The sequence below is a fragment of the Polynucleobacter sp. AP-Latsch-80-C2 genome (assembly GCF_018882185.1).
In the GTDB taxonomy this organism is placed as follows: domain Bacteria; phylum Pseudomonadota; class Gammaproteobacteria; order Burkholderiales; family Burkholderiaceae; genus Polynucleobacter.
The window spans coordinates 20,919-42,694 of the sequence record NZ_JACVOY010000012.1 but is presented as its reverse complement, the minus strand read 5'-3'; the positions used below and the strand labels follow the sequence as shown (position 1 = coordinate 42,694).

The following is a 21,776-nucleotide window of genomic DNA, read 5'->3' as shown; positions in this document are numbered from 1 at the left end:
TCACGTTTCGCGACACTTGTAGTTTAGTTTCAGATTTAGAAATGGGCGACCACTATGTTTGTCGGGAAAACCGACAAAAAAACCACCCCGAAGGGTAGCTTTTATCATTCTGATTTCAAGAGTTCCGCAGTTAAATCATTTTGCGGGTATGGAAGCTTATCAATTAGCCATGTCTTTGACTTTCCAGATTTAAACACCTGGTTCAAGTCAATTTCTACGAAGTTTGTACGATTTGCATAGTTTGCAATTTTCATACGGTTATTTTTTAAGTCTTTGATATTGACCCACTGCGTGTAATCAGAAAATACCTGTTTACCATCTGAGGATCGAGCGACGCCAACTGGGATATCAACGTTATTGAGCACATGGTCAGCAGCCTGCATAGCTTCAACGCTATTGCTTGGCTGATAGGTAAAATGCTTGAGATAAGTTGCTCTGACAAAACGTGATGGTGGGGTGTAATCTGCTGGTAAACCCATTAAACCACCGCCCTGCCCTAGTTCAGTTACGTTGATGTTATCTACCGTTACCGATGACGTTGCTGTGGATGTAAGCGATAGATAGTTGCGCACATTATTAAGATGCCAGTCATACGTTGGGGCGTTAGTTAAGACTCCCGCAACGTTGTTATGGATCATCATTTGACCCTTAACAAACTCCACCACAATACTGTCACCACTACGATCCGTTAAGACAAGGTGTAACCAAGGTGGGGTTGGCAATCCCTTGACTTCGCTTGGGTCAAACCATACTTTATATTTTGGCAGCTCACTTCGCAGCTCCTTAACCGAGCCAAACATGCCTAAAATGAAGCCCCCTAAGTTCAAGATAGAAACGTAATTCTTATCTTGCGGAGTAACGGTTTGATATTGAGTAAAGCCAGGTAAAAAATTTCCGCTAATACCAAGGCCAGCCTCATTTTGACCCTCTAAATATGCAGGAGGCCCTGCTAATACTCCAGGCGCAATTGCGACAAAAGCATACTTACTCGATAGGCTTGTTATAGGCAGCTTTAGTGATGCTGGTGCGCTAAGGGAAATAGGCATGCCTTTGGGGTTTGCCGTGAGCTGCCACTTCATATCAAAAGCCCATTCCATGGTTCTTCCCGCAACTACCGATCCATCTTTTGCAACTATATTGACGGCGGTACAGGCATCACTTATTAATGGGGAAAATACTAGGGCAGCTGAAACTGAAGCGGCTACCACTTTATTAATCATAGTTTGTTTCATAGTCATCTTTCTGGGTGGCTTAAGTTGATCATCAAAATACTAATATTCATATGTAAATATAAATATTAGCGGCAGGTAAACGCAATACAACATTTAAAGTATCTGTATTTGTAGTGAGCTTTATCTTATTTTTTGGCATTGTGATTAGTCAGTTATGAATGAGCGCTAATACGCATTATTTAAATTCGATAAATCATTAAGGAGTAAGGAGATGTCATATCCAATAAAGTACTCCCTTATTTTGGAAGAAGCACAGTCAAACCTAGGTATCCACCAAACCCTTTAGCACTTGTAGGTGTAGTTGTAATCATATAGGTTGGACCAGCTTGTACTTGAGTATGGTAACCAAAGAGATTGACAGTTTTTCCGCCACTCAAAGTAAGCTGGTTAGTGGCTGCCTTTGCGTCATAGTTATAAGTAATCTGACTACCTAAGTTATAGGTCCAGGCAGCATCTGTTGTATAGGAAATACTAGGCTGAATATTGAAGACATTGGCAGATCCCCCAGCCATATTGCTGCCAACACCCCACGAGTTATAAGCGACAGCCCCGATGACCCAATGGTCTGGGGTAAAGTAGGCGCCCGCTGAAATCCCAAGCCCCGTTTGTTTAGAGCCATTATTTGTATTATTTGCAGGCAGCTGAAAATAAGGTCCAATACCAGCATAAAAATACTTTGCGTATGCGGGCCCAAAATATGTAGCTAACTGTAATGGTTGAGCTTGATTAGTAACTTGCTGATCATTGGTATTGTGATTTAGAGTTAGCATGGGATTTACGATCAACTGCAAATCACTTCCAAGCGCTACTGGGATGATCGGGTTAAAGCCATATTGATTTTGTTGGGATAAATTATTTGCACCCAACTTTTGGTTGTAGTTGTATGTAACCGGTAACTGAATCTGTGGATACAACACATTTTGCATCTTTTGAGCTGACTTAGCCTCATCGCTCATTGTGCTCTGAGATGTTTGCGCAATTGCAGCGCTATTGAAGATACCAATCACCAAGAAAATAGCCCTCTGAAACGGGGATAGGGTAGTTTTTTTCAACATCTTATTTATTCCAGAATAATTAATAACTTAGGCGACATCTTCATTAACTGGTTTGTAATTTAAGACACCAAAATATGATTTGCTAATACTTTCTTGGCTTCATGTTCATTTTTGATAGGAATTAGCTTTAGACCTCACGCTTCCTAAATCTTGGAGCATTGTAAAAAGACCGGCGCCCGAGATTGAGGCTGAGAAGAGTCCAGTAAAGCCAATAATAAAAGGTAGGCAGCGCCATTCGGGAGCAAGTTGATAGCTTCCATATCCTAGGGTGGTGTACATTTCACCGGCAAAATAAAAAGAAGTTAAATGATCAGAAAAGACATTCATACCATCTAGCATGTAAGCCAAATAAAGCAAATCTATTAGATGAGTAGACATTATTACAAGCATTGTCAACGTATATGGAATAAAGCTAACCCTTGACCTTAAGCTGATTGAATTGTTATGTAAAAAATATTCATACTTTTCCGTAATAAGAAGAATAGTAAATCCATGAAGTGCAAATATGGCGATTGACGTTAATACAAAAACAACCACATTAAATTGGAAAATATTTTCAAAGTAGAAAGCAATAAGAGTTAATGGGTTTTGGAAATTTGTCATAAATGTAAATTCACTAAGACCTAAATTATTGTGAAAGTGGCTTTGAATCGCCATCCAAGAGAAACTCTAATGAAGAAACGTCTATTGATGGATTTGAATCGTACCCACCCCCTAGCGAACTTAACAAGGCAATCCGATTTAAACGCAGTAGTGCGTTATCCCTAATGAGCTCTGAATCAGTAGTAAGTTGGGCATTTTGAAGGTTCGCAACCCATAAAAGATCACGCTTACCAACCTTGTACTGAATGGTGGCAATATCGACGGCAGTAGCACGATTTAAAGCAGCTTTACGCGTACTTGATACCCTTTTCATGAGGTATTGTTCGTTATAAAGTGCGCCCTCAACTTCGCTAAATGCTTTAAGAACAGCACTTCCGTAGCGGGCTACTTCTGTTGATTGTTGGGCGGAGGCAATTTCGATTTGCGCTCTTAGTGCACCACCCTCATAAATTGGCAAGAAAGCACCTAATGCTCCTGTTGCCAACCAAGGATTTAATTTCAATAATGCGAGTGCTGGATCCGCTATATCGCCACCCAAAAAAGTTAAGCGGAATGAAGGTAAAAGCGCCAACTTGGTAGCTTGAGACCGTCTAAATGAGGCTAGAACCCTTTTTTCTGCGGCAATGACGTCTGGGCGTCGATTCAATAGTTCCGCAGGAGCGCCAGTATTGGGTAGGGGCGTTAACTCAGGAAATTCCTTGGCGACTGCAATTTCAGCGGCAGGATACCTTCCAAGTAGCAACTCTAATGATCGACGAATTTGAGAGTAGGCATCTTCTGCTGCATCTAAAGCAGCTTGTGCGGAGTCAACATTTGCCCTCATCACCATCAAATCTAATTCTGTATCTTTTCCAGCTTTAACCCGAACCTCTACTAAGTTGAGTAAATCGCCGTAAATTTTGACCCTCTGCTGAGAAAGTAGCACGAGGCGATGTGCTTCAATTGCTGTGTACCACGCTCTAGCAACTGTCGCAGCCAAAGATTGGCGGGCATTTGCATACTCCATTGCAGTAGCTTCAAATGCTTCAGAAGCTGCCGCCCGCTCAGACCGAAACCTGCCCCAAACATCAATTTCCCAGGCCGCACCAATATAGGCCATTTTTGAATTTGATAGGCCACTCACGCCCTCGCTTGTAATAGTTCTGCCTCCACCCACAGCACCAATACTTGGTAATAAGGCCGCACCCACTACAACTACACTTTGCTGGGCTACTCTGACTCGCTCTGCAGCAATAACTAAATCAGGGTTATATTTAATTGCTTCGAGTACTATGGCCTCTAACGTAGGGTCATTCAGAGACTTCAGCCAATCATTTGCCACAAATCCTTTAGGGAATTGTTGGCTTTCAGAAGACTTCCAAACGCTTGGAATTTTTGTATCGGCAGGTAATGCATTTTTAATGATTTCATCTTGGGTTGGCTTTGGCGCAAGGGCACAACCATCAAGCACTAGGCAGGCAGCAATAGTGCCAATGATCTTTAAACGCATCACTCAAACAAAGAGAATGGGTATAGAAAATTTGACCAAGAGTAAGACCGAATATCCACTTTCCGCATTGCTGAGATCGGGCTAGCAGGATGCGTATAAATTGCTGCTCTAGCTTGTGCCCCAATCGGAAACTTACCCTGATCTGAGTCATTCATCTTAATAGCCACACCAAATTGATTTCTTGGACGATCGGGCGACTTATAGTTAAATGTTGGCAAATAGCCGCTGGGTAACAATTGGCCTTCTCTACTTCCCATCCATACTGATTCCACCTTTCCTTTAAAGATTTGACCAGGATATAAATTAAATGCCACTTCTACCTCTTGACCTGGTTTTACATACTTTAGATTCTCTTGAAAGAAATCAGCCAGCAAAAAACGGTCAGCATCACAAATAAATGAGGCAATGGCACCAATACGATAATCTCCAGCAAGAGTGCCTGGACGAACTTGAATATTGATTAAGTATCCATCCTCTGGTGCTGTAATAAGGGTGTTATCCAAATAAAATTGAGCTTGAGATTTCTCCACTTCTGCAAGTTTGATAGTTGCCTCTTCAGCCACCAACTGAGATTCCCACTTCTGAACATCTTCTTGTGGGCCGGCGCCCTTTCTCACCAAATCCTTAGATAACTTTAATTGGTACAAAGCGTAATTCATTAAGCCCATTGCTTTTGCATGTTGAGCTATAGCCTGATCAAGCTTTTCCTGATAAGGGCGTTTATCCATTTGAAATAGAGCCTGCCCTTTTTTTACATGGGTATTGGCCTGAACGAGCACATCAGTAACTAAAGTAGGCTCCGGCAATCGCGGAGTAATTTGAATGGTTTGTTGAATCATATTAGCCTCTGTTGAATAAGGCGTCATAAAACGTAGACCAACAAAAAAAATTAAATATAAATGTATATATGATATGGCTAACAATACAGCCCATATCTTTGTAAATTTCAACCACTTTAAGCGTACAAATACCAACCAAGAAACAAAAATATCAGCAAAGATAATTACGAAGCCCAATAACATATTTCTATCTCAACTCTTATTTAATTCGCTGTGAGAAGAAGATGTTTGAGTAAAAATACTTCCTTCTTCTTTTTTGAGCTCAGAATTTTCTGCCTTGATTGCAGCCTGCTCCTCTTTTGGAAAGCGTCGGATATCTACTATGCTACTGGGGTTAAATGCCCACATAAATGCCTTTAACCAAGGAACAATTGCCACCAACCCCAAAAGACCCATGAGTTTTATGGCTTCTGTATCAGGGTGATTACGTGCACTTGCAATTCGCCCTGGAATACTTGCTAGTAACAGTACGATTGTTAACAAAATAAAGCCAACTAACCCCAAAGTAATAAAGGTGACCAAATCCCAAAAGGTGATATCAAAATCTTGCATCTAATCAAACTTTCTTTTGCGAAGTTGCAGGCGGCTTTCGATTCTTTTCCCTAGATCGGTAAAAGTTAACACTCCGGCAACGAGAGTGGCGACTAGGTAAAAGCAAAATGACAGACTCAGACTTTGATTGCTATCTAAAAGCCTATCAATCGACATTAATGTGACAATTAAGGGATATGGAAGCATTAATAATGCAGTCCGTTGTATTTGGGTTTTAAACAATTTATTCTTCACGGTAGTGGGTTAGATAAATTCACAGCAATAGCCCCCACAAAAAATGTGGGGGCATACCTTTTTTATCAATCTAAATTAATTGCATTCGTGGTTTATTAATTAATGCCTGCAAGTCAATAATTATGCGGTTCCAAATACAAATGGCTCTGTAGGGACAAACAAACTTGCCGCATTGCCTGCGTAATATTTACCGCCTGCAATAGGCAACTTCTTAACTGGCGCGCCTTTAGAAAGGTCCACATCCTTTAAATCAACCCAGAAAGCATTAGGTGTCGTAGCAGAGTCAAAGTAATAAATCATATTTTGGTGATCTGTAACTGTGCGCCAAATAGTAGATGAGACATTAGGCTTGCCTGGGGTGGTGATACCCAAGGGAGTACTTGCACTTCTCATGATTCCCATAACAGAAGCAACGGCTTGATATTGCATTTTTTGTTCTGGGACGGCAGAGATGTAGTTCTTATCTATAGACTTTGGCACGACTCCTACAAAATAAGAAGCTCTAGCAAAGCGATCTGCTGCGCTAATTGTTCCAGGCAAGAACTCATTGCCGCCTATGGTCTTCCAATATGCATTGAGAGCAAGCTGCTGATCAAAGACGGGGGAGTTGGTCATCACTTGGTATTCTCTACCATGATGAATGGTCAATTTTCCCTCAATGTATTCTAAAATTGCAGAGTCGCCACTTGGATCAGACAGCGACAAGTGCAAGCTCGCTGCACGGCCATTAGGCAAGACTGGGGATTTAACTCTAAATGGCTCTAGCTCCAGTCCAGCAACGGCCTCGGCAACAGTTGCATAGTTATCTAATGCATATTGAGCCCATAAGGTAATAGAGACGGGGGCCTTACCATTCAACGTCCCGTAATCAGATTCCGCCAGATAGAGTAAATTACCAACCAGCCCTTTTTCGTTAACCCCATCCGCCGTTCCGATGTTGTAACCAGAAACAATCAGGCTGCCATATTTTGAAGTCCATTCCAGCGAACCTGCGCCACAAGCACCATTGCGAGCCATACCTGCTGGGAATACCCATAGATCGCTCTGCATATCTTCACCCCAATCCATTGAGCGGCCAGTTACAACTAAATTATTGTCACCAAGGTAAGTAACTCTTGTACACATGCGAATCTCCTATATAGGTTTAGAGCCAAGAAAAATCAAAGTTTTAGTCAAAATATTGGGTATTTAATGGCTGTTTAAGATAAAGCTAATTATAAGCTTCAACTATTGTTGGGGCATTGCTATTCTGTAGGGCAATAAAAACAATCTTGCTATGTGGCATTTGCATACCCCAGTTGCCAGCTGGCTCTACTTTTGCATTTTTACCTACGAGTTGAAAGACAAATTTTGAATCTGGATATTCTTTCAAATACAGAAAGCCTTTACCTCGAACGGTTTCAGATGGTAGCTCGTTTAATAGTTTTTGAAATTCTGCCTCCGTAGTGGGGCTCGCCGATTCATAGATCCAACTACGAAAGAGCTCTTCCGCCTTAGGAACCTGCATTTGCAGCCCATCTGAAATTAAACTATTACCTTGCTGACCAAGTGTCCTAGTGCTTGCTCCCAAAAGAAATTCAAGATTAATTTGGCTAGATAACTCGTTGAATAGCAGCACTCTCGGATTAACGCTACTCACAAAACCCTCTGCTGCAACTTGTGCATCCCCAGACAATGAGAGAGACTTAGATAAAAAAACAATATTAGAATAAGCTAGTTGCAACTTAATTAGCTTTAATTCTTCTGGTGTGTAAGTGGGCAATCTTTCGCAATCTAACAAAGTAACAACTATTTCAAGAGCAGCATAGTCTTGCATTGCGCTGTCACTTAAGATTCTTAGAACTTCACCTGGATTGGATGCGCCAGAAGCTTCGATGATGATGGCATCTGGACGTTGCTCACGTTTTAAAACTTTGAAGATTGCACCTTGTAAACCTGAAGCAATAGAACAGCAAATGCAACCGTTTTGTAATGCAATTACCCCATCAACAGCCCCATCGATTAGATTAGCATCGATATTTATAGCGCCAAAATCATTAACTAAAATAGCCAGCCTTTGGCCTTGGGCTTCGGAGAGTAGGCGATTAAGAAATGTAGTTTTGCCAGATCCAAGATAGCCCGCAATCAAAATGATTGGGATTGCGGATACCACTGTAGTATTGCCTTTATTCTCAGTCATTATCTAGAGCATATTAGGCAGCAATTGGTCGTCGCACTGGACGACCTGGGCGCACCTTCACATCTAAATTTCCATTCTCAATAAGTAGAGTCCCGTTCACTATTACATGAACCATCCCAGTCGATACCTGGTTTGGCTTCACAAACGTACCACGGTCCTCCACTTGGTTCAGATCGAACACCACAATATCAGCATCAGCTCCGACCTTGAGGCGCCCTTTTTGGGTCATTTGAGGCGTAGATTTTTCAAGAATTTGCGCTGGAATCAAAGACGTTTTACGAATAGCTTCTAGCAATGGAATACTCTTGGCATCGCGAACATACATTTTAATAAATCTCGCAAAAGTGCCACAACTTCTTGGATGAGAATAGGCATCATCTGGTAAAGGCCATACCCCCTCCTCAATAAATGTAGGAACTTTAACGTCGGGCCCTGATGTCATCCATGGCATTGCATCGCTAGCGATTGCACCACCCGGAAATAGAACAGATTTTGCCAAATCGTCAGCATCTTGAGGATTGGTTTCAGGGCGTAAAAAATGGCAGACAATAATATTGCCAGGATCTGCCTTCTGCATTGCCGGCAACGAACTATCGTTTAGCGGAAGACCGTTATATTCAATATCGCTTGCTTGCAGACCGCCTAATCTTTCTGCCCAGTTAGGTAACATCAAAAATGCAGCGCCAACTACCGTACTGAAAGCACCGTATGGATATGCTTCAACAGAAATATTTGCGCCATTTTTCTTGGCTTCAGAGACCATATTCTCAATATCACCAATATCGCGCATTGATACGCTATTCAAGTGGCAAATATGCATATGAGCGCCGGGATTGAATGACAGGCCAATTAGCTCTTCAATCGCTTGAAATGTACTTTCAGGTTCACTGGTACTAAAGTAGCGTACATGCGTAAATGTGGGCACATCGTATTTTTTAGCAAGCTCAGCTAATTGATAGTATTCCTTGTAACCTAAACCCGGAGCATAGCCAGCATTAACGCCGATTCCAATTCCGCCATCTTTAAGGCCCTGCTCAACTTCACTTAAGATAGTTTTAAGTTGATCGGCTGTTGCAATATCATATTGCCAGTCGCTTTTATCCATGGACTCAAGAGCCCAGCCTAGAGTTGGTTGTGGAACCTCCTTTTCGAAGGCACTAACACGAGCCATCACACAGGAGGCTGAGGCACCGTAATTTAGCGGCCGACCTTCTTTTTGAAGGTTTTCATAGTATTGCGCAATGGGCAGCATCCCTAACTCCAACTCTAAGGCTGTTGTAACTCCATCAAATGCTTGCATCCAGTTAGCGCTAGTAAATTGCCCATGAGCGTGCAAGTCAATAAATCCAGGAGCTACAAATAACCCAGTAGCATCAATTGTTTTTACACCCTTAAGCGGATCCTTCGATATTGCAGCAATTTTCCCTTGATTAACGCCCACATTACCCAGTCCATCCCATCCAGAATCTGGATCAACAATATGGCCATTGCAAATTACCAAATCAAAATTAGCGTTAGTCATGTCCGTGTCTTTCTTAAAATTAGTTAATTGATATATAAGTTCAAGTTATTGGTAATGGGTTATTCAATTAATGAGTATGAAGCGCACTAAATACCTCAGTCGAGAAACCCTGTACTCCACCTATGAAAATTTGGACTCCAATTGCAAGCAATATGAATGCGAAAAGGCGCATGATTGCATTTGTGCCTGCGGGACCCAATGCTCTCTGAATGAGGGAGGATTCTCGATAAATCACATAAATCACTAGAGAAAGAGCAAATAAAGCAAGTACCGTTCCAACTACTGCGGGCATTTCCTTAAAAAGATCTAGGGATCTACCATCTTGATAGCCAGCTACCAAAGAAATTGCTGTTGCGATGGACCCAGGCCCAGCTGTAAGAGGAAGAGTTAGTGGGAAAAAGGCATTACTACTTGCATTAGCATCTGTGATTCCAGCAGAATCATCATCACCTTTACTTGAGCTTTTCTGATTAAGTAAGCCCCACCCCATTCCAATGACAACCGCACCACCTGCTAACTTTAGGGCTGGCAACGAAATCCCAAAGAACATCAGCAACTGAGTTCCAATTAGCATTGAAGTTAGCAATAAGATGAAACAATAAATACTTACACTAAGCGCCAATCTGTTCTTAACCTCTTTAGAACAACCTTGAACCATATTAAGAAAAATTGGCCCATCACCCAATGGGTTAATCACTGGGAATAAGGCTGTAAACACAGCTACAAAACTTCCAAAAGCAACTGAAATCATTACCATTCAAAGCCCCCAACGGTAGGTAATTTTTTAAAAGTTAAAAGAAGCCGCCAATTGGGGTCCCTTCATAGTTGTTTTTTGCAAAAGGCCGTTACTACTCATGCCGTAATACAAGGCGCGATAGGCCAAGGAAACGTCTATCCATTTGTCAAAAGTCTTGCCCACGCCAATCATTCCTTGCCATGTCAGAAAAATAACAGCACTATCAATAAAGAAATACACCATAAAGTACTATGTACTAAAGTATGTAGTGCTTTATGGCTTACAAAATGGGGCATTGTTTTCAAGTTAATATCTACTTAAACTAAATTAGATATGCCTATCCCCAAATTGGGGCATTATTCATTTACATAGGATTGATGTGGTTGAAATTGGATTTGAAATAAGCACTTTTAAAGGAAAACGGCTTCATGCAACCCATTAGCGTGCTTATCATCATCTATAGCTTCATTACTCTTGGTACAGCAACAACGCTTTACTTCACATTTAGAGGGAAGTTTGATGCTTCGGCAATGCTATTCCTTGCGGTAGAGATATTGATGCTCGGAGTTGTCGGTCTTAATTTTCTAGCAAAACAAGATTCAAGTTACGCTGTGCCATGGCTATTTTTTCTGTCTAATTTTCTAGTCATCACCTCTGAAATTGTGCTCATTTTTAGCATCTATGGACTTGATCGAAAAGTAAACTTTAAAAAGCTATATCTTTTAATTCTTCTTAGTGCTATCTACTGCATTTTTATGGAATATGCGCGGGTTAATTTAGGTGCCACTTCACCAATTGCATTCCAGTGTAGCGTCTCTGCTTTACTTGCTTTTATTGCTGCTTACGTCTGTAGGACAAGTATTGATATAGATTTGAAACGTAACCAGTTTCTTAAATTAATTTCCTATTTACAAATTGGCGTGGGCTTAATATCCATGATTCGCTTTATTAGCTTCTTCACCTCAGATCCTATCGCCCCAAGAAACCCCAATGTTACAAGCTCCATCGTTATATTTTTTGCAATCTACTTAACGTTAAATGTATTTCGCTACATTACCTACCAGTCCTTACGTATAAGCTGGGTTAGTATGGGCAATACAGGGATTAACTTCTTAAATAGGAACCTTTTTAATTTAATTAATGAGAAAGAGCAGTTGCTCCAAAATCTCATAAACTCCAACAGGATGATCGGAGTTAGCGCACTTGCATCCTCACTTTCACATGAACTTAGCCAGCCACTAACAAGTATCGCCCTTCAAACTGAGGCCGTTAAAAGAGACCTCAGCATCAATACAGACAATACGAGATCCATAAAGTCGCTCGATAACATCGGCTCACAGATTAATAGACTATCTGTTTTAGTCAAAAACCTGAGGCAACTATTTAAATCTCAGAATAGCCAATTAGCTTCTGTTGATCTGGCTAGCATTACAGATGAGCTCATTGAAATCCTAAATTTCAATCTTCATTCTCCAAAAATTACCTTAACTAAAAATTATCAATCTAAGCCGATAATTGATGCAGATCCAATTCAGATTCAGCAAGTGCTAATTAATCTCTTGAATAATTCTATTGAATCGATTTCTGAAACTAACTTACCTAATAAAGAAATCACCATTTCTATATGGCAAGATGATAAAAATGCAATGGTATCTGTTCAAGATACGGGTATAGGAATTAGGAGCGAGCTGTTACCAATCATTTTTGACTTATATAAATCCTCAAAAGGATCTGGACTTGGAATTGGCTTGTGGCTCTCTAAAACCATCATAGATAAACATAAGGGCACTATTACTGCATCGAACAACTCTGGTGGAGGTGCAAATTTCACTATCGCCATCCCCTTGTCCCAAGTTAAATCATGAAAAATTGCAGAGTTTTAGTTGTTGATGACGACAAAGAGGTGAGACGTGGTTTATTTGAATGGCTCTCTTATGATTATGAAGTGCAATGCTTTGATTCAGCTAAGTCAATATTGGCAGCAATAAACCAACTCGCATTTGAAAATGGATCTCCAACTTGTATTTTGCTAGATTTACAAATGCCAGATATGAATGGCATGGAGCTATTGAATCAACTTCAGCAGCTAAAGATTATCCACCCCATTATTTTTATGAGCGGCAACGCAAATCAGGCCGATATCATTGAAGCCTGGCATGGGGGTGCTGTTGACTTTGTTCTGAAACCATTTAGCGCTGCACAAATTAGCTCAACACTAAAATCATTATTCACTGAAATAGCAGAAATAAGGGATGAAGATTCATCAGGCTCTTCAGCAGGTAAACATGCTGATACTCCAATTCCCATAACCAGTAGAGAAGCGCAAGTCTTACTTTTACTTGGAAAGGGGCATAAACAAATAGAAGTTGCGCAAATGCTAGGTATATCCATAAGCACCGTCAAGATGTATAGAAATTTCTTAAAAAATAAACTTAATCTCAATACACTGGTTGAGCTAGCGTTATTCTGTGATGAGCATCGCCAATCAATTTCTGCTTTAGTCAATACTAAAACTGATAATCATGGCTAGGGTCTACCATTGGCCGAAAGTTGCCAGTCGACTAGTCGGTTAACCCGATAAACCAGCGTCACGTCTCGTGACACTCTTATCTGAGCCAATCGAACCTCTTTAAGCCCGTTGGTCGCGAGTTCGAATCTCGCTCTGCAGGGCTTTCATACCCAGATCCCTAAGTTTGGATAAGCCAGTATCGTGATAAACCGCCAAAACACAGTCAATTTACAATATCCCTTTTAAGCAGCACCCCCATCAGAATTAATGAAGCAATCCCTAAAAAGATCCCTCTATTGCGCCCCACTGCTCTACCCTTTATTGGGCTGGGGAGTTGACCTCCAACCAAACGATATTGTTGCGCCATTACCTGATAAACGTTATGCACAGGTCACATACTTCAATACTGAAAACTCTACTTTCTATAAAAATGGTTCCGTAGTCTCTTCAAAGCAATTTGGCAGCCCTGTATTGGATGCTCAAAGTGTCATCGCCAAACTAACCGGCACCTATACCCTTGCAAATCACCCGGCCGCTTCTTTTGTACAGCTGCCTTATGGATCCGTCAGACCTGCAGGCTCTTTATCTGGAATGCCTTCAGATACGGGAGTTGGGGATGTTACTTTAGCAACAGCAGTTTGGCCCTACTTTAATAGAGAGACTCGCACCTATTTGGGCTTAGCGGCATATGTCACGATTCCTACTGGGGGCTACTCAAGCATGCAACCCTTCAACATGGGTGGCAATCGTTACACAACCGATATTCAAATGGGTTACCAGCAAAAAATAATTGGTGATCTTGACGGCATGTTTGCAATTGACACCATGTTTTATGGCGGCAATAGTCAGTGCTCGGTGGCATGCCTGTCTTCAACCAATGTTGCTTTAAATCAAAAACCGGTTACCACCACCCAAGCTGGCCCGATTTATAAGATAAATCAAATATTCACGGTATCCGCTCAGTACTACTACGTAGCAGGTGGTGCGACCACAATTAATAACGTCTACCAAAACAATGTCATCAATACCCAGCGCTTTATGCTAAGCAGCCTAATGCATACAGATATTGGCAGATTCTCTCTGCAGTATGGGCGAGATATGGGGATTCAAAATGGACTCATACAAACCCGCGTATTTACATTACGGTTTATGAAAGAGTTTTAGCGCTTCACCTGGCGGCCCATATTTACTCCAAAGCTACCACCTTAATTTCGTCGGTTTACCCGACAAGCCAATGTCGAAACCAATCGTTCACCATCTAAACCCAATCGACTCCACAAAACTCATCGCCAATATCATATGACTTTCTTGGCAGGTTTAAGTAAATGTTTTAGCTACTGTTCAGCACAATTCTTAAGTCTTTTAATCCGTTGGTCGCGAGTTCGAATCTCGCCCGACCCACCAAAAATAAAGCCCTTGAACGTATATCCAGGGGCTTTTTCATTACAGAGACTGAAGAATGTAGAGCAACGGTTTTTATATCCGTTGGCATACAACCGACTCTGATTGATACTTAAGATTTAATGGCGTAACCCTCATAAGCGAATCAAGCAAGAGGAGATTTAGCGCCATCCGCTTGCCCAAAGACTGGCTCACGCTTTTCTAAGAATGCTGTGATGCCCTCCTTATAGTCGCTTCCCATATAAACATTCTTACGTAATGACTGAAGATGCTCGAATACTGCAGGATTCATAACGGCTGCATCAGATAACATTTGAGCTTGAGCCTTCAGAACAGAATTTGCTTGAGGCGATCTTTTTGCAATCGTTCTAGCCATTTGATAAGTTTTAGCTTCGAGCTCGCCAGAAACATATAAGTGATTGAGGATACCAATTTGCAATGCTCGATCTGCACCAATAGGATCGGCAGTTAAAAACATTTCTTTCACAACGTTTAGCGGCATTCTTGACATGAAATGCAATATTCCACTTGCGGTATATGGCAGCCCTAATTTAGCCGGAGTGATCGCAAATGTAGAGTCATGGTCCCCTATTGCAATGTCACAACTCATGATTAAGTCTGTGGATGCGCCCCAAACAGATCCATCCACCATCGCAATTACCGGAGCCCGAAAGGCGCGAATAGATTTGAGAAGCACCATGACAGGATCGTCTGCTGGCAAGGGATCACGCTCAGACCTTGGCAGCTCCATTACATCATGCCCTGCCGACCAAACCTTATTCTTTTGATCTGACCTGAGCACAAGAACCCGTACATCCTCTTTTCCAAAAACCTCTATGGCGTGGTGCATCTCTTCGATAAGACATTCGCTCAGAGCGTTTCGCTTATCGTAGTGATTGAAACGAATGGTAGCGATTAAGTCTGCCTGCTCGGTTTTGATGTATTGATAATTCATTAGGCTGCAATCAAGATGTCGCCAAGTTCCATTTTTTCCCACCAGATAAATGGCAAAAGATAAACAGGCTCACCTGGATTTTGAAGAATTTCCAATGCGCCATCATTCGTCTTATTCGCCTGATACTTTCCAGGAATTAGCGGCTTACACCCCTTATCCGTTCCGTCCTGACGACGTATTCTGGCAATAATGTTACGAGTGACATAGACGTACATAATTCCTCCTAAATTAAAGAGCCGACTGAATATGGTTACGGACCACGGGATAAATTTGTCCATCCCAGCGTTTTCCATTAAAGACGCCGTAATGACCCACACCTGCTTGGAGATGATGTGCCTTCATATATCCCGGCAGGCCATTACACAGATCTTGTGCAGCTAAAGTTTGGCCAATGCCGCAAATATCATCACGCTCACCTTCTACCGTAAGTAAGAAAGTTTTTTTAATTAGCTTGGGATTGACTAAACGACCGTGATAAGTCAATGTTCCCGCCGCTAAATCGCGATCTATAAAAACCTTTTGAATAGTCTCTAAATAGAATGGGGCAGATAAATCCATGATTGCAAAATACTCTTCATAAAAATCATGAATAACATCTGCTTTTTCATCCTCGCCACTGATACGGTACTCATAAAGCTTCCTAAATGATTCCGCATGGCGATCGGGATTCATACTGATAAATGCCATGAGCTGCAAAAAACCCGGATATACCTTGCGTCCGGTACCGCCAAATTGACTTGGAATAATGCCAATCAGCCTATCTTCAAACCATGTAATTGGCTTACTTGTTGCCAATTCATTCACCTTGGTTGGATTCATACTCACATCAACGGGCCCAGCCATTAAGGTCAGGCTGGCAGGCACATAAGGACTTTTATCTTCAGACATCACGGCAGTCGCCGCCAAGCATGCAACAGTCGGCTGGCATACTGCCATCAAATGCGTTTGGGGTCCAATTACTTTTAAAAAGTTAATAATGTGCTCTACGTAGGCATCAAAATCAAACTCGCCACAACTTACTGGAATGTCACGAATATTGAGCCAATCAGTCACGTAAACATCATGGTCTCTTAGTAGGGTTTTGATGGTCCCGGCCAATAAAGTCGCAAAATGGCCTGACATTGGTGCTACCAACAAGATTTTTGGCTGACCTTCTATCCCAGGTTTTATAAAGCGCACCAAATTACAAAAGTGTGTCGAATGCACTAATTCCTCTTCCACCATCTGCTCAACGCCAAATGAATCAATGATGGATTTAATCTTGAAGTCTGGTCTAGAGTGCGTAAATCCCAACAATGCAATTTGCTCATAATGGGCTGCTAATCGCTGCATAGGATTTAGACTGAAGTTTCCAAACCAATTATTGGAAACGCGCTCCGAGGCTTTAGCAAATAGCCGCATAGGGTTGTGCAAATTTGCAAAAGTTTGATATGCCTTATACATCATCTATGAGCACCACTTTCTATATGACGTAAGGCTCGTTCGGTGATTTTGAGCGTAGGATCAAATACTCGACTCAAAGAAACATCATTCGCAATGATGGCCGCAGTTTGCGCAGCACGCGCAGAAACAATTGATAAATTTACGAAACCAGCCACATTGAAAGTCTTTAGAAGATCGAGTGATTGTTCATCCTCAATAGAGATCTCTCCAGACTCAATTTTTTGATAGAGCTCGCGGTAATACTCACGCATTCCATCAAGCTCTTTAGCTAGCGTCATAATCCGCTGAAATAAGACAGCAAAATCAGATGCTAGCGGATTATTTTTAATCACTTCCATGGTGTAACTCCAGGCACCTCAGCAGGCCCTACCGACACAGGCACGGTACCAAAGTCAGCTGGACCAACAATCTCTATATATTCCATGTCAGGGGAATAATCAAAAAGATAGTGAACAATACCGGGCATTTGGTGAACCACATCACCCGCTTCTACCAAGGTGACCTTATCTTCATACATGAACTTAGCCCAGCCTTTAGTCATGATGACAATTTGAAAATCAGCCACGTGGTAATGCCAACCAGTTCCATCCTCTGGGGGCAGATTTGCCTTTACTAAATGTGCAATGACTTTACCTTTAGTGGCCTTAGCCACTCCTAAATCGCGGTAGTGAAAAAAATCACGAAGACCTCCAGGCAAGAACTCCGTATGCTCAGGCTTGATATGAGAAAAATCGGTATCACTTTTAAACTTTACTGGTGCATTCATGATTAAAACTCCACTTCCAGTTCTTCGATGTCATCGGGTTCTTCTAGGGCGCCCATCACCCATTCCTTCATTTCAGGCAGAGCCATGATGTGCTGGCAATACTGACTACAGGCTCCATCCAATTCAATGTTGTAAGTCAGGAATCTAGTAACGACTGGTGCAAACATCGCATCAGCCAAGGTGGGCTCTTTCCCAAATAAGAAAGGTCCACCATAGGTAGAGAGGCAGTCTTGCCATATGATCAAAATTCGATTGATATCGATTTGGGCTTTGGACCACACCTTGAAAGAATCAAATTTGGCTTTGATATTCATAGGTAAAGAGGCGCGTAGTGCAGAGAAGCCCGAATGCATCTCACCACAAATCGAACGGCAATGCGCTCTTGCAATAGGATCGCTTGGTAATAAATGAGCCTTAGGATTGAGTTCATTAAGATACTCACCGATGGCCATCGTGTCCCAGACTTTACAACCATCATGATCTAATCTAGGAACTAAAATAGATGGGGAGAGCAATAAGAGCTCAGCACGGTTATCAACATCATCAGGATGTACTTGTACTTCCTGAAATGGCAGGCCCGATAATTTGAGCATCAGCCAGCCACGCAGCGACCATGAAGAGTAATTTTTACTACTAATGGTTAGGGTTGTTTGCTTGGGCATATCAACTTTCTAAGGGTGCGCAACTACAACTTATTCCTTCTTTACTAGCCCCTTTGAAGGGAATGCCCTTTTTTTGACGACTTTTGCCCAATTTTGGGCATACCCTCCTTTAGCGCACTAATCTTGTGCGACGCAATAATGCACCCTTGTGGGGAACTTATAGACTTTGATTCATGTCTATACATGCCTCCCTACACCACGTAACCGAATATGAGTATGACCGCCCTGTCAACCTCGGCCCCCAAGTCATTCGCCTGCGACCTGCCCCACACTGCAGAAGCCATATTCTTTCTTACTCTCTCAAAATTGAGCCAGCGGATCACTTTATCAACTGGCAACAAGATCCATTTGCAAACTACCAAGCGCGCCTAGTCTTTCCAGAGAAAACGACACGCTTTAAGGTCACTGTAGATCTTGTTACTGAGATGGCGGTATACAACCCATTTGATTTCTTCCTAGAGCCAGATGCCGAAGAATATCCTTTTACCTACAGTAAAGATCTAAAGAAAGAATTGCGCCCCTATTTAGGGAGAATGCGTAATGCAACTTTAAATAAGTATCTGAAATCAGTCGATCGAAGCCCTAGACGCACGATTGACTTTTTGGTTGCACTCAATCAAAAAGTCCACACTGATATCAACTACCTTATTCGCATGGAGCCTGGGGTTCAAACGCCTGATGAAACCCTGGATTTAGGTAGCGGCTCCTGTCGTGACTCAGCATGGTTAATGGTCAATATTTTGCGTCTTTGTGGACTGGCATCCCGTTTTGTTTCTGGCTACCTCATTCAATTAAAGCCTGACGTTAAGTCACTCGATGGTCCTAGCGGTACCGAAGTTGATTTCACGGATCTACATGCATGGTGTGAAGTGTATTTGCCAGGTGCTGGCTGGATCGGTTTAGACCCTACTTCTGGACTCTTTGCTGGTGAAGGTCATATTCCTGTAGCTTGCACGCCAGAACCCTCAGGTGCCGCACCAATTGAAGGTGGCGTCGATGAGTGTGAAGTGCAGTTCAAACACACAATGGAGGTCACTCGGATTTATGAGTCGCCACGTGTTACTAAACCCTATACCGAAGATCAATGGCAAGCCATCGTTGATCTGGGCCACAAAGTAGATCAAAAATTAATCGCTGGCGACGTTCGACTCACCATGGGTGGCGAACCCACCTTTGTTTCTGTCAATGGACGTGATGAACGAGAATGGAATATAGATGCACTAGGCCCCACTAAACGCGCTTACGCCACTGAACTTGTTGAGAAACTGCGCAAGGAATATGGTGATGGTGGATTTTTACATTACGGGCAAGGCAAGTGGTATCCAGGCGAACAACTTCCGCGTTGGGCACTCTCAATTTATTGGAGAGCAGATGGTCAACCCATCTGGAAAAATCCGAAACTTTTTGCGGATGAACGTGACCCTATTAAATATACTAGCAAAGATGCGGAAAAATTCGTTCGCACCCTCTCAAAAAATTTAGGTTTAGTTGATAAATTTATTGAGCCAGCCTACGAGGATATTTTTTACTATCTCTGGAGAGAATCTAAATTACCAGTCAATGTAGATCCTTTTAAGTCAAACTTAGATGACGAGATGGAGCGCACACGCTTAAAGCGGGTATTTACTCAGAAACTCGACTCCGTCATTGGTTACGTACTTCCAATCGAGGCAGACGCAGGCCGGAACTACTTTGATACCCAATGGAAAACAGGCGCCTGGCTATATCGAGAAGATCGCCTCTATTTATTACCCGGTGATTCACCAATGGGCTATCGTCTACCGCTAGACTCTTTGCCTTGGACTAATAAAGCAGATTACCCCTATTTAATCGAACAAGATCCTTTTGCTCCACGTCCTCCGTTGCCGACCAGTGCACCTGTTGTCCTTCAGCAGCCCCCTTCATTGAATAGTCCAACGGGAACACAGGGCAAGTCGACCTCACATTCTGGCAAAACTATTTGGAGTCAGTCGCAGGAAGTTCGCCATCCACAGCGCCAAGAGTCAGCAGCTTGGATTACCCGAACAGCATTGTGCGTAGAAACGCGTGACCCAATGCGTTCAAATGGTCCGGCAGCTGAAAATGATCATGGTGGTAAGAGTGGTGTGCTGTACGTCTTTATGCCACCACTATCTCGACTTGAAGACTATCTCAATCTATTGAATGCCGTAGAAGCAACAGCAGAGGAACTTCAATTTCAAATCGTCATTGAAGGATATACACCGCCCCGCGATCCAAGAATTAAGCTCTTACAGGTGACACCCGATCCCGGTGTGATTGAAGTCAACATTCATCCAGCCCATAACTGGAATGAGTTGGTTTCTCATACCGAGTTCTTGTATCAAGCTGCGTTTGAATCCCGTCTATCAGCAGAAAAATTCATGACTGATGGCAGGCATACTGGAACTGGCGGTGGAAATCACTTTGTGATGGGTGGCGCCACCCCGATCGATAGCCCATTCTTGCGCAAACCAGAGTTATTGGCTAGCCTCATTTTATATTGGCACAACCACCCCAGTCTGAGCTATCTTTTTAGCGGGATGTTTATTGGCCCAACTAGCCAAGCACCCCGCGTGGATGAGGCGCGCAACGATCAACTCTATGAACTAGAGATTGCACTCAAAGAAATTCATGAAAATCGTAAAAAATATGGTCAAAGCATGCCGCCGTGGATGGTTGACAGGACTTTACGAAATATTTTGATTGATGTGACAGGTAACACCCACCGAAGCGAATTCTGCATCGACAAAATGTATTCACCCGATAGTCAAACGGGTCGCTTGGGATTACTAGAGTTACGCGCATTTGAAATGCCACCGCATGCTCACATGAGTATTGTTCAGCAACTTCTTATCCGGGGATTGATTGCACGCTTCTGGGATGAGCCATACCTTGTTCCTGCTACACGCTGGGGTACAGAATTGCATGATCGCTGTCTATTGCCTACCTTTATTAAGATGGACTTTGATGATGTGATTAAAGAAATGCAAATTCATGGCTATGACTTTAAAGCGGAGTGGTTCGCGCCTCATTTGGAGTTCCGCTTCCCCCTTATTGGGCAAGTGCAAACCATGGGAACGGAAATTACTCTTCGCATGGGTCTTGAGCCTTGGCATGTCATGGGCGAAGAAAATGCCGTTGGTGGAACTGCAAGATATGTAGATTCTTCTCTTGAGAGAATTGAGGTGCGTGTAACAGGCCTCAATCAAAGTCGCTACACCATTACCTGCAATGGAGAACCCTTACCCCTTCAATCTACTGGTACCGCCGGAGAATATGTTGCTGGCGTTCGTTACAAAGCATGGAATCCGCCATCTAGCTTGCACCCAAGCATTGGCGTTCACGCGCCATTAGTTTTTGATGTGATCGATACCTGGATGAAGCGCTCGATAGGTGGCTGTCAATACCATGTGGCCCATCCTGGCGGACTGAACTACGGCACTTTCCCAATTAATGCCTACGAAGCCGAGAGTCGACGACTTTCTCGATTCTTCCGCATGGGGCATACCCCTGGAAAAATTGATGGAATACAGGCCAATATTGATCTGCAAGGTAGCAAGGAATTTCCATTTACGCTGGATATGCGTCGATGAGACAAT

The 21,776-nt window shown here is 42.5% G+C and carries 21 protein-coding genes; 4 read left to right on the top strand and 17 right to left on the bottom strand.

Features of this window, described 5'->3' with window-relative positions:
• Window positions 1–104 precede the first annotated feature (104 nt).
• From ICN47_RS11585 to ICN47_RS11535, 11 genes are all read right to left on the bottom strand, one after another.
• Window positions 105–1,232, bottom strand: coding sequence for a choloylglycine hydrolase family protein (locus ICN47_RS11585; RefSeq protein ID WP_216220095.1), 1,128 nt, complete (start codon window positions 1,230–1,232; stop codon window positions 105–107).
• Window positions 1,233–1,468: 236 nt separating this feature from the next.
• A complete protein-coding gene (locus ICN47_RS11580; protein WP_216220094.1) occupies window positions 1,469–2,287 on the bottom strand; it encodes a hypothetical protein in 819 nt (272 codons plus the stop codon).
• Window positions 2,288–2,392: 105 nt separating this feature from the next.
• A complete protein-coding gene (locus ICN47_RS11575; protein ID WP_216220093.1) occupies window positions 2,393–2,944 on the bottom strand; it encodes an ion channel in 552 nt (183 codons plus the stop codon).
• Window positions 2,916–4,379 carry an efflux transporter outer membrane subunit gene (locus ICN47_RS11570; RefSeq protein ID WP_216220092.1) on the bottom strand — a complete coding sequence of 488 codons (1,464 nt, stop codon included), beginning with the start codon at window positions 4,377–4,379 and terminating at the stop codon, window positions 2,916–2,918. The genes ICN47_RS11575 and ICN47_RS11570 overlap by 29 nt, the downstream gene beginning before the upstream one ends.
• Complete coding sequence (locus tag ICN47_RS11565; RefSeq protein ID WP_255539009.1) at window positions 4,379–5,218, bottom strand: efflux RND transporter periplasmic adaptor subunit; 840 nt, start codon at window positions 5,216–5,218, stop codon at window positions 4,379–4,381. Before ICN47_RS11565 ends, ICN47_RS11570 begins: the two co-directional genes overlap by 1 nt.
• A 192-nt stretch (window positions 5,219–5,410) precedes the next feature.
• Window positions 5,411–5,770, bottom strand: coding sequence for a DUF3302 domain-containing protein (locus ICN47_RS11560; RefSeq protein ID WP_216220090.1), 360 nt, complete (start codon window positions 5,768–5,770; stop codon window positions 5,411–5,413).
• 354 nt (window positions 5,771–6,124) lie between these two features.
• Window positions 6,125–7,129, bottom strand: a complete 1,005-nt coding sequence (locus ICN47_RS11555; protein ID WP_216220089.1) for a linear amide C-N hydrolase — start codon at window positions 7,127–7,129, stop codon at window positions 6,125–6,127.
• 85 nt (window positions 7,130–7,214) lie between these two features.
• Entirely contained in the window at window positions 7,215–8,183 is a 969-nt protein-coding gene (locus ICN47_RS11550) for a GTP-binding protein (RefSeq protein ID WP_216220088.1), read from the bottom strand.
• Window positions 8,184–8,196: 13 nt separating this feature from the next.
• Complete coding sequence (locus tag ICN47_RS11545) at window positions 8,197–9,705, bottom strand: amidohydrolase family protein (protein ID WP_071466599.1); 1,509 nt, start codon at window positions 9,703–9,705, stop codon at window positions 8,197–8,199.
• Window positions 9,706–9,772: 67 nt separating this feature from the next.
• Window positions 9,773–10,462 carry a MarC family protein gene (locus tag ICN47_RS11540; RefSeq protein WP_255539008.1) on the bottom strand — a complete coding sequence of 230 codons (690 nt, stop codon included), beginning with the start codon at window positions 10,460–10,462 and terminating at the stop codon, window positions 9,773–9,775.
• A gap of 27 nt (window positions 10,463–10,489) precedes the next feature.
• Window positions 10,490–10,684, bottom strand: coding sequence for a hypothetical protein (locus tag ICN47_RS11535; RefSeq protein ID WP_216220087.1), 195 nt, complete (start codon window positions 10,682–10,684; stop codon window positions 10,490–10,492).
• A gap of 185 nt (window positions 10,685–10,869) precedes the next feature.
• On the opposite strand from ICN47_RS11535, the gene ICN47_RS11530 reads away from it, so the two are divergent.
• The 3 genes from ICN47_RS11530 (at window position 10,870) to ICN47_RS11520 (ending at window position 14,114) form a co-directional block, all read left to right on the top strand.
• A complete protein-coding gene (locus ICN47_RS11530; RefSeq protein WP_216220086.1) occupies window positions 10,870–12,306 on the top strand; it encodes a sensor histidine kinase in 1,437 nt (478 codons plus the stop codon).
• The gene (locus tag ICN47_RS11525) at window positions 12,303–12,971 is read left to right on the top strand and encodes a response regulator transcription factor (protein WP_216220085.1); all 669 of its coding nucleotides are present in this window, start codon (window positions 12,303–12,305) and stop codon (window positions 12,969–12,971) included. Before ICN47_RS11530 ends, ICN47_RS11525 begins: the two co-directional genes overlap by 4 nt.
• A gap of 246 nt (window positions 12,972–13,217) precedes the next feature.
• Window positions 13,218–14,114 carry a transporter gene (locus tag ICN47_RS11520; protein WP_216220084.1) on the top strand — a complete coding sequence of 299 codons (897 nt, stop codon included), beginning with the start codon at window positions 13,218–13,220 and terminating at the stop codon, window positions 14,112–14,114.
• 382 nt (window positions 14,115–14,496) lie between these two features.
• On the opposite strand, the gene scpB is transcribed toward ICN47_RS11520, so the two are convergent.
• Genes scpB through ICN47_RS11490 form a run of 6 tightly spaced genes read right to left on the bottom strand, consistent with a single transcriptional unit; the run spans window position 14,497 to window position 18,177 of the window.
• A complete protein-coding gene (gene scpB, locus ICN47_RS11515; RefSeq protein WP_216220083.1) occupies window positions 14,497–15,306 on the bottom strand; it encodes a methylmalonyl-CoA decarboxylase in 810 nt (269 codons plus the stop codon).
• Window positions 15,306–15,521, bottom strand: a complete 216-nt coding sequence (locus ICN47_RS11510) for a hypothetical protein (RefSeq protein ID WP_216220082.1) — start codon at window positions 15,519–15,521, stop codon at window positions 15,306–15,308. The genes scpB and ICN47_RS11510 overlap by 1 nt, the downstream gene beginning before the upstream one ends.
• A 13-nt stretch (window positions 15,522–15,534) precedes the next feature.
• Window positions 15,535–16,752 carry a polyhydroxyalkanoate depolymerase gene (locus ICN47_RS11505; RefSeq protein WP_216220081.1) on the bottom strand — a complete coding sequence of 406 codons (1,218 nt, stop codon included), beginning with the start codon at window positions 16,750–16,752 and terminating at the stop codon, window positions 15,535–15,537.
• A complete protein-coding gene (locus tag ICN47_RS11500) occupies window positions 16,749–17,087 on the bottom strand; it encodes a hypothetical protein (protein WP_216220080.1) in 339 nt (112 codons plus the stop codon). Before ICN47_RS11500 ends, ICN47_RS11505 begins: the two co-directional genes overlap by 4 nt.
• On the bottom strand, window positions 17,078–17,515 hold the full coding sequence (locus ICN47_RS11495) for a cupin domain-containing protein (protein ID WP_216220079.1): 438 nt from the start codon (window positions 17,513–17,515) through the stop codon (window positions 17,078–17,080). Before ICN47_RS11495 ends, ICN47_RS11500 begins: the two co-directional genes overlap by 10 nt.
• A 2-nt stretch (window positions 17,516–17,517) precedes the next feature.
• Entirely contained in the window at window positions 17,518–18,177 is a 660-nt protein-coding gene (locus ICN47_RS11490) for a glutathione S-transferase family protein (RefSeq protein WP_216220078.1), read from the bottom strand.
• Window positions 18,178–18,350: 173 nt separating this feature from the next.
• On the opposite strand from ICN47_RS11490, the gene ICN47_RS11485 reads away from it, so the two are divergent.
• Complete coding sequence (locus ICN47_RS11485; RefSeq protein ID WP_216220077.1) at window positions 18,351–21,770, top strand: DUF2126 domain-containing protein; 3,420 nt, start codon at window positions 18,351–18,353, stop codon at window positions 21,768–21,770.
• Window positions 21,771–21,776 lie beyond the last annotated feature (6 nt).